The 9,551-nt window shown below is 36.9% G+C and carries 8 protein-coding genes; 1 reads left to right on the forward strand and 7 read right to left on the reverse strand.

Annotated elements, in window-relative coordinates; all coding sequences use genetic code 11:
- Positions 1-157: 157 nt before the first annotated feature.
- Positions 158-637, forward strand: coding sequence for a hypothetical protein (locus tag EHC72_RS21605; protein ID WP_131539801.1), 480 nt, complete (start codon positions 158-160; stop codon positions 635-637).
- 71 nt (positions 638-708) lie between these two features.
- Here the strand turns inward: EHC72_RS21605 and EHC72_RS21610 are convergent, their stop codons facing one another.
- The 7 genes from EHC72_RS21610 to EHC72_RS21640 form a co-directional block, all read right to left on the reverse strand.
- Positions 709-2,538: a M61 family metallopeptidase gene (locus EHC72_RS21610; protein ID WP_131539802.1), complete on the reverse strand. Its 1,830-nt coding sequence runs from the start codon at positions 2,536-2,538 to the stop codon at positions 709-711.
- Positions 2,539-2,756: 218 nt separating this feature from the next.
- Positions 2,757-3,722: a hypothetical protein gene (locus EHC72_RS21615; RefSeq protein WP_131539803.1), complete on the reverse strand. Its 966-nt coding sequence runs from the start codon at positions 3,720-3,722 to the stop codon at positions 2,757-2,759.
- A gap of 3 nt (positions 3,723-3,725) precedes the next feature.
- Complete coding sequence (locus EHC72_RS21620; RefSeq protein WP_131539804.1) at positions 3,726-4,691, reverse strand: hypothetical protein; 966 nt, start codon at positions 4,689-4,691, stop codon at positions 3,726-3,728.
- 8 nt (positions 4,692-4,699) lie between these two features.
- Positions 4,700-5,416: a hypothetical protein gene (locus EHC72_RS21625; RefSeq protein WP_131539805.1), complete on the reverse strand. Its 717-nt coding sequence runs from the start codon at positions 5,414-5,416 to the stop codon at positions 4,700-4,702.
- 6 nt (positions 5,417-5,422) lie between these two features.
- Entirely contained in the window at positions 5,423-6,829 is a 1,407-nt protein-coding gene (locus EHC72_RS21630; protein WP_131539806.1) for a hypothetical protein, read from the reverse strand.
- A gap of 12 nt (positions 6,830-6,841) precedes the next feature.
- Positions 6,842-7,771, reverse strand: coding sequence for a hypothetical protein (locus EHC72_RS21635; protein ID WP_131539807.1), 930 nt, complete (start codon positions 7,769-7,771; stop codon positions 6,842-6,844).
- A gap of 11 nt (positions 7,772-7,782) precedes the next feature.
- On the reverse strand, positions 7,783-9,551 hold a 1,769-nt coding region (locus tag EHC72_RS21640; protein WP_211660346.1), incomplete at its 5' end, for a phage baseplate assembly protein V.

Raw genomic sequence — 9,551 nt, forward strand, 5'->3', positions numbered from 1 at the left:
GAAAATTGAATATTATGTTTTAAAAAATGACACTTTAAAAACACTACGGCACAGAAGTTGCTTATAGCAGAATAATTTAAAAATCATTAAACAACCCACTTTCAGGTTTATTTAGATAGGCAGAAAGTGGATAAATTTTAATCTAAAACATTAACACATGAAAAAATTATTTTTTACTTTCCTTGGTTGTGCTTCATTATTTGCCTTAAGTATCACAGGGGCAAAAGCTCAAACTTATAAAACTGCATTAGGCTTGGGGCTTGATTTTGGTGATGGAACTACATTGGTTGGCCCTTCGGTTAAGCATTTCTTTAGCAGACATGGTGCTGGGCAGGCAGAGGTTTTATTTGGTTCTCACTTAACCACAATTAATGCTTTTTATCAGTATAATGATGATATTAAAGGTGCAAAAGGGTTACAGTGGTATGCAGGTGGTGGTCCATCATTAAATTTTTTCAGCTACGGTGGTTATAGCAATACTACATTTGCTTTAAAACCGATGGCGGGATTAGACTATAAAATTGCAGGTGCTCCATTAAATATTGCTTTTGATTGGAGACCAACCATTTATTTAGGTGATAATGACAGTGATTTTGCTGCTGGTAGATTTGGCTTAGGCTTTAGATTTACTTTTTAAGCGAAAAGTTTTAAATAAAAAATCCCGGTAGTAAACTATCGGGATTTTTTTTATTCTAATAAGACAACTAACTATTTACCTGTCCATTTTGCAAATACTGCTTTTTGTGCAGGCGTTGCATTTTCATTTATCGTTGCTTTTAAGCGCACACTTGGATTAGCTTTTAAGGTTAACGAGAATTCTTTTTCAAGTCCATCTCTTTTCACTTTCACCTTAAGTACATCGCCAATATTTTTCTTTGATACAACTGGCAAAACATCTAAGGCAACCATTGGGCTACGCAATTTAATTGTAGATAGGGCTTCACTTATTGAAATACCATCAACAGCAATAATTTCATCGTTTACATTTAAACCATCAACCCAAGCGGCCGAGTTTCTTGTTGTTGAGGTAACAACTAAACCATTGCTTGTTAAAGAACAAGATGCACCTGTTACGGGTTTATCTGGTGTAGCATTTTCTGTTGAAACATCAACACCTGCATAACCGAAATATTTTACATATTCAGCGTCATCAACACCATTTACATATTTAGCCCAAAAATTGGTAAAGCTAATTCCTGAAATCTTTTCTACCATAGCTTTAAATTCTGCATCAGTATAACCGCGTTTCAATGTTTTACATTGCAAATACATGGCTTTCATTACATCATCTAAGCTTTTTGCGCCTTTTGTAGCATTTATAATTTCAAGATCCATTAATATACCAATCACTTCTCCTTTATTATAGTAAGAAATGGCATTATTTTTCGAGTTTTCGTTTGGACGGTAACCAATAATCCATGCATCATAACTAGAAGAGGCGGCAGATTGAACTTTAGCACCTGGCGTATTTAAAACCGTTGCAACGCCTGCGGCTAAATCATTTACAAATCCATTTGCATCTACAAAACCAGCTCTGTGCATATATTTATTTTCGTAATACGAAGTAAAACCTTCTGCAACCCAAAGGTTAGTTGTATAATTTTCGTTGTCGTAATCAAACGGGCCTAAAGCAATTGGGCGTAAACGCTTAACATTCCAAAGGTGATGATATTCATGTGCAACAAGCGCTAAAAAGCCATTGTAACCTTTTTCTGTATTGTAAGCATCGCGACTAGCACCTAAAGTTGTAGAATTTAAATGCTCTAAACCGCCACCGCCACGTTGAAAATTGTGAACGATAAATACATAATGTTTATTTGGATTTTCGCCATAAACTGCAGTTTCCTGATCTACAATTTTAGCCATATCTACTTTTAATTTCTCTTTATCATAATTACCACCCCCGTACATGGCTACTTCATGGCGAACGCCTGAAGCATTAAATTCAAATACATCCTGATTTCCTACTTCAATTGGGCTATCATATAAAATATCAAAATCAGTTGCGTGATAAGTAAAATTCTGTCCTGCAACAGGCGTTAATCCTGTAGATACTTTATTCCAAGTATTAAAAGGAATAATTTTTACGGTACTTGGCGATTTAATCATGCCATCAGGATGCATAAAAATTCCTGTTGGAGATAAAAAAGCGTGCGATTCATCAATAAATGGTGTACGAACTGAGATTTCGAAAGCATAAACACGATAATTTATTTTAATATCGCTGGCTTTAGCTGAATAAATTCTCCAGGCATTTTTTCTTACCTTTTCTACTCTTAGTGCCTTACCAGATGCTGTGGCTTTAAAATTTTCAACACTTTTTTCAAATTCGCGTACCAAATAAGAACCTGGTGTCCACACTGGCATTTTAACATCTACATAATCCTTAGCTAAGCCAGAAATGTTCATTTGAACCTCGGCATAATGAGCCTGCGGTTCTTTAAAGGAAACCTCGAAACCTATTTTTACCTGCGCCTTCCCTACCATAATACATGTGAGTATTAAAACTAAACTTAAAACTGATTTTTTATTAAACATAATTTGCGTTTTGCCACAAATTTATATTTTATGGGCACTCTTTAAAATTTAAATTAAAAATTGAGCTGTAAAATAATGAATACACATGTTAAGCCAATGGTTTTTAGCTGTTAGTCTGCTCTTCAGGGTGTGCATGCTAACTTCCAAAACAGCGAGCTGAAATGTTTTTTTCTTTTAAGTATAGGCAATTGTCTTTTCTATGTTTTACATGTATTTTCTTATTCTTCCAACCCATCAAAAACTGTCCAATTGTTGCTATCTGATGGCTTATCTGGTTCATCATTTAAGCCAAAAACTACGGTAGGGTTATCTGCCTTTAATTTATTTTTACACTTTAAAACCAGGCTATCTTCACGGTAAGGGGTAATGGTTGTGGGTAGTTTATTAATTTTAAGCTCCATTAAATCATGTTTGCCGCTGTAAGCAGGCAAATTAAGCTGTCTGCGAATAATTAACCACGTTAAAATTTCTACCGGAAATACAAAATAATCTGCTCTTGAAAACTCAACTCCGAATTCATTTCCATATTCATCCGTGGTTACATATTCATCCGATTGCTGAATGTGGAAATCACAAAGCTGATCTACCAGGTTATTTAACAATAATGTATCTGTGGTGTTCCAGTTTTTTAGCGCTGTGCCATACAGTGCCATATCGGTAGGGTAAATGGTCATTTTATTTCTGTCTATTTCAATACTCTGCCAGCGGCAAAATAATTCTATAATAAACACGGGATAAGTTGGCCAGTAAATGCCGCCTTGATATTGTTTACCGTATAACATTTTAATCAACAGCTTGCCATAATCAATAGCCCGGTTATACCAGCCTAAATATAGCATTTGACCCAAATGTAAAGTGCTGTTCTGCAATTGAACAGAAGAATCATAAGTTGGAGAAACCGTACTCAAGGCATACTTCCAGTTGTTGCTTTCTATGGCCAAATAAGTGGTATTGGCCAGGGAAGTTAAATTGACCTCTTTTTTTTGAACAAAGGCATCTGTAAACTGCCATAAATACCATGTGGAGATATAACCAAAATTTAAACTTACTGAACTGCGGGTTTCTGTACCATTCAAATATCCATGCAACTCTGATCTGGGTCTGTCAAAATGAGAACTATTACCCTTAAGTTGAAATGTTTTTTTCTTTTGAGTGTAAGCAATTGCCTTTTCTATGTTTTCCATCTCTTACTCATCCAAACCATCAAAAACTGTCCAGTTGTTGCCACCTGATGGTTTATTTGGTTCATCATTTAAGCCAAATGCTACGGTAGGGTTATCTGCCTTTAATTTATTTTTACATTTAAAAACCAGGCTATCTTCACGGTAAGGGGTAGTGGTTGTGGGCAGTTTATTAATTTTAAGTTCCATTAGCTCATGTTTGCCACTGTAAGCAGGTAAATTAAGTTGCCTGCGAACAATTAACCAGGTTAAAATTTCTACCGGAAATACAAAGTAATCAGAGTCTGCAAACTCAACTCCAAATTCATTTCCATATTCATCCATAGTTACATATTCATCCGATTGTTGGATATGGAAATCGCAAAGCTGATTTATCAGGCTATTTAATAATTGAATATCTGTGGTGTTCCAGTTTTTGAGCACGGTGCCATACAAGGCCATATTGGTAGGGTAAATGGTCATTTTATTTCTGTCTATTTCAATACTCTGCCAGCGGCAAAACAATTCCATAATAAATACGGGGTAGGTTGGCCGGTAAATACCGCCCCGGTATTGTTTACCGTATAACATTTTAATCAACAGTTTACCGTAATCAATAGCCCAGTTATACCAGCCTAAATACAGCATTTGCCCTAAATGCAAAGCGCTATCCTGCAATTGTACGGAAGAATCGTAAGACGGGTAAATTGTGCTTAAGGCATACTTCCAGTTATTACTCTCTATAGCCAAATAAGTGGTGTTAGCAAGGAAAGTTAAATCAACCTCTTTTTTTTGCATAAAGGTATTTGTAAACTGCCACAAATACCAGGTAGAGATATAACCAAAATTTAAACTTACTGAACTATCATCTTCGGTGTTATCCAAATATCCATGCAACTCTGATTTTGGCTCCTCAAAATGAGAATTATTATCTTTAAGTTGAAATGTTTTTTTCTTTTGGGTATATGTAATAGCCTTTTCTATGTTTTGCATGCCAACCTTTATTCTTCCAACCCATCGAAAACTGTCCAATTGTTGCTATCTGATGGTCTATTGATTATTTCTTGAACTTTTTTTAAATCATCTATGGATATATCAATAAAATTGCTCTCAATTAAAGTATCATCACCAAGTACTTCACTTTTTTTAAATCCATGTGGCAAGGGTACATTTAGTTTTCTGTTGATATAACTATATAATCCACAAGTTTTTTGTCCTTTAACTCTTAATTGTTTTCTTATAGTTGAATTTAATATACAGCCGTAATTTGGTCTATAGATTTTAATTGCTATCAATAGTATTTCTTCATACGTTTTCAATAATTTTGCCTTTTCAATATCTCCAATAAATTCAATCTTACCTCCCCCGTTTCCTTCATTACCTCCATATAACGAAAACCAAAAACCTAATCCTTCACTTTCTTTTTTCGTTGCAAAGTCTAGGCTAAATCCAAAAGGGCTTTTAGATTCATCCATTAAATCTTTATTGCTTTTATTTGCATTAATATAAGCAACCTCATCATCATTTATTTCGTTATATAATTGCTCATTAATTGTAGAATTATTTATGTCAATTTCTATATTAGACTTTAAAAAAAATAGTTTATTGCAATAAGGTATTGAGATCGAAAGATTTTTAATAAATAATAGACTTCTTTTTTTAAATTCTATAAAAGTTAAGTCTTCATCAGTGGTGTTGAAAGAAATATAATCATTCATATGTTTTTATTTAGGATTAACTACAATATTAATATCATTTATATACGGATCCATTGCTTCAATGTCAAATACATTTTCCAAATGAGCTTTTGCTGACTCGGTTGGCACTTCCCAACGGACAATTGTTCCTTTTTCTCTTGCTATTATAACCTGTTTAATAGCATCTTTAATTGCAGATGTAGTTCTACTTCCTGGTGGTGGGTACCCATTATTCCAATCTTTACTATCAAGTAATTCACCTGTTTGAGGATCATAACCATCAAATAATTTTTTGCCAGATTTCATTTTTTCAGTATTAACCTGGTATTCTAAATCTGTGCCCATTTTATCGTGTTGATACTTAATGCCTTTCCCTGTTCTTTTTGGTCCTTTTACATATTTACCAGGGCCTCCTGCTGTACCTCCTTCTAAAATAACATTATTTTTCCCCTCAACCCCTTCATAAGCCTTCCCGTCTTCTTTAGGTGCGGGTTGTTCTTCAGCAGGAGTTTTATTTTCGGTTGGTTTTAAAGGTTCTTCATTTACTGCAGTTGGACTTTCTTCACCGAAGGTACCGCTGCCACTTACAGGGTTTTTCAAATGTAAAAAATATAAAACTAACATGGCATCCATTGGTTGCGCATGTCCTGTAAAAATGCGTTTTAGGCTGCCCCATTCTGGGAAAGCGGCGTTGTTAAAAGCGGCATCGCGTTGCTCCTCGATGTTAATATCTATCTTGCCCATGGCTTGTTTGTTGGATACTGCATTGGCCCCAAAAAATGCTCTGGTAGCCATACCCCAACCCGTTACAGAGCCCAATATATTACTGCCAATACTGCCCCATGTAAGTAGAGCAAGGGTAGCGGCTCCCGCTATTGCCCCTCCAATAGCCCCAACTAAAGCACCCCCCATTGCACCCATAATTACGGTTTCGGCAAAGTTGCCCATGCCAACACGAAGGGCATCCCACCAGGTTTTAACATTGGGGGCATGGGTAATTTGCGAACCAAATATGGGGCAGGTCATTATACTGCCTGTTGTTAGTGCGTTTTGGCCTGCAATTTTGAGGTTGCTTTTATCGCCGAGCCAAATTCTGGCTATAGCTGCTTTTTGTCCGCATAACATGCTGCCCATTACACTGCCAAAAGCGGCCCCTGCTGCGCCAGCCAAAGCACCTGCAGCTATAATAACGGCTAACGCTGCTCCTCCTGTTGCTACTATCGCTACAACAACAATGGCCGCTATTGCAGCAGCAATGAGCATAATCCACCTGCAGGTAAAATCACTATAGGGCGAGGAAGCGGTATCGCTCACCATCAGGTATTTTTTACCGTCCTTTTGTTTAATGGTATTTTGTGTGGTTTGCATTTGAGCGGGCATAATGCCTCCGGTACACATCCAATAATCTTCTTCGGTTGCTATCTTATTTCCCATTTTAGTGGTCTTTTATAAAATCCAACTGTGTGTTATCCTTGGCTCTTCTGTAGGGGCTGCTGGCTTTTTTGCCATAGATTGGGGCAATGGCTGATCGGCAATGATACGATAAACCATTTTAGCTCTTAAAAAATCATCGTCTACAATTTCTTCTTTTGTTAAAATCCCCTCTAACAGGCGACCACTGGTTTGATCTAACTTATAACTTGCCTCATCCGTAACCTTTGGTTTTTTATTCGCCAAGCCATCAACTGGGTAATTGCCATAGGCTTTCTTTATCCATTCTTTATCAAATTGTACATGGGGTTGGCCTTTTACAGTAATGTTTATAAAAGAACTGTTGCTTGGGTGGCTATAACTAATTTCAAAATTCCATTTAACAGAATGCTGATAGAAGAGACTATTTTTGGTTAGACTTTTATTTTCTGGTAGTTTGATACCCATGTAAGTATTAAAAAAAACTTCGAAAAACTCATTTGCTTTTACTGCTTTTGTAATGTTAAGTGAGCTACTAAAAATTTCATCGTTTAAGGCAACGATTCCCTGCATATTTGGTTGTTTGGTTTGTATTTCTTCCATTTCTGCCTTAACCAACGCCCACTTACGTTGTATTTCGGTTATGTTATTTATTTTTATAAGTTCACCTTTTCGGTTAATAACCATATCCAGTTCGCTATACATGCGTTTAAAAGCATTGTTAAAAGCGCTTAAATCTCTAATGTTTGGATTGTTGGTTTCCTTTAAGGTATTATCAATACTTAGCAACTCTATACGATAGGTGTTTTCTGTAATTTCGAGCAAACGAACATCCCAGCGCATTTCTGTTACTGTTTTAATCAGCATGCTGTTCATTACAATTTCAGAAGTTTGCTCTACGGTATAACGTTCACTAAATAGCTTGCTAAATTCTATTTGCCTTTTTTTATCGCTTTTTGGAAACATAATTTATCTTATTAATTAATAAATACATCACCTTCGTGGATAGTGGTATTGCCACCGTTAAGCTCGTTGGTTCCTGTAATACTGTTGTTCTTACTTTTTATTGCTATACCACTTTCTGTCATGATAATGGCTGTTTTGGTGCCCACTTTAAACTCTATTTTAGTATCTGCAGAAAGGGAGATGTTGCCACTACTATCTATTTTTATACTGGCTTTTCCCCCGGGGGCTTCTTTAGTTCCTCCTACAGTAATATTGGCGCTGGCCTCACTAATTAAATTTATATTGCCTGTACCATCAAGGTGGATGATATTTCCACTAGGGTCTTCTATGTAAATACTGCCTTTATTATCTGTATCGTCCAGTTGTATTTTGGCACCACTTCTTGTTATTATCGTTTTAAGGTGGTTTTTACCTCCTCCACCAGCCGCAATTTTTCCATGAAAAGCAGAACCTGTAACAAAAGGCCTGTCGGGGTTCCCGTTTTCAAAATCAACCATTACCTGGTCATTTATTTCAGGAACGAATACAAAACCCCTGTTTTGCCCAACCAGATTACTGCTTCCAGCATCAGGACTTAAAACCCTGATCCAATCGGTAATTTGTTTTTCGTAACGCGATTTCTGATCGTGAACCCAACCCATAAACTGAACCTGAACACGGCCCTGGTTTAGTGGATCGGTATTGGCAACTACTTTAGCAAGCATCGGGAAGGTAACTGGTTGCTCAAAATCTAGTTTAGGTGGGGTTTCTGCACCAGCTGGTACCGCTTTGAAATGATTGCTGTACATGCCGTTGGCCTGGAGATCGTGCTCCGAATAAACAATCCGCATTTGCGGGTGGACTGAACTTTCTCCTTGCCGCTTAAACTCAAAATCTACCAAAGTGCCAATCCCTAACCTGAAATTATTGGTTTCGGCTTCCATTAAATAGGATGATGCCACTTTTGAGGCGGCAATAGCTTTCCCTTTTTCGGTTAATATTTCCTGATTGGCCTGAAAGGTTTGCATAGGCACCACACTTTCATTGCCATACAACCTTGCTGATCTTTTATAAGCATCCTGAGCGGTAGAACCGATGTTTCCGTTATAATCTTTGGCACTCTGTTTCATGGCAAGGTTGCCACTGGCATCATAATCGAAAAGAGCTGATTGTACCGGAACGGTGAGCAAAGACATGCTTACTTTGGTACAATCGCTGCCGTAAATTAAGGGTATTGAAGCTTCATTTTTAGCGGCACCGAATACCAAACCTGTACCATTGCAATAAATCCAGCTTCCGGTTGCATCAGCCAGTCTTTTAAGGTAATTCCATGCGGTTTCGTTATACCTTGAAGTATACTCTAAAACGGGGTTAATTTTTAAGGTGTTAATAAGGTAGGTGCGCATACTTTCCATAGGTTTGCACACGGTATTTACCAACGTAGCGAGGTTTTGAGTGGCAAAACTTTCGAAATGTTTGGCACCATCAAGCAAAATGGTAGGCGAAAGACCTTTTAATTCCAAAACCCCTTCGGCAAGTCCATCGTTAACCAGTTTTACCTCTGTAATAATAAATTTGTTTTGAAAAGGATGATCATTAGGATCGCTGCTATTAAAAATAGAGACTTCTGTAAGCCTGCCCAGAAGGGTTTGGGCATCTTCTATCACAAACAATCCAACTTCCTGAATTACTTCGTGCTTAAAGTGCATCACAAGCTCATTATGCTTGCCAATGTGCTGCTTTATATTGAGTTTAAGTATGGGGGATATTTTCTTATTATCAATATACACCTCACAACCCA

This window comes from Pedobacter nototheniae (genome assembly GCF_004335085.1).
Lineage (GTDB): Bacteria > Bacteroidota > Bacteroidia > Sphingobacteriales > Sphingobacteriaceae > Pedobacter > Pedobacter nototheniae.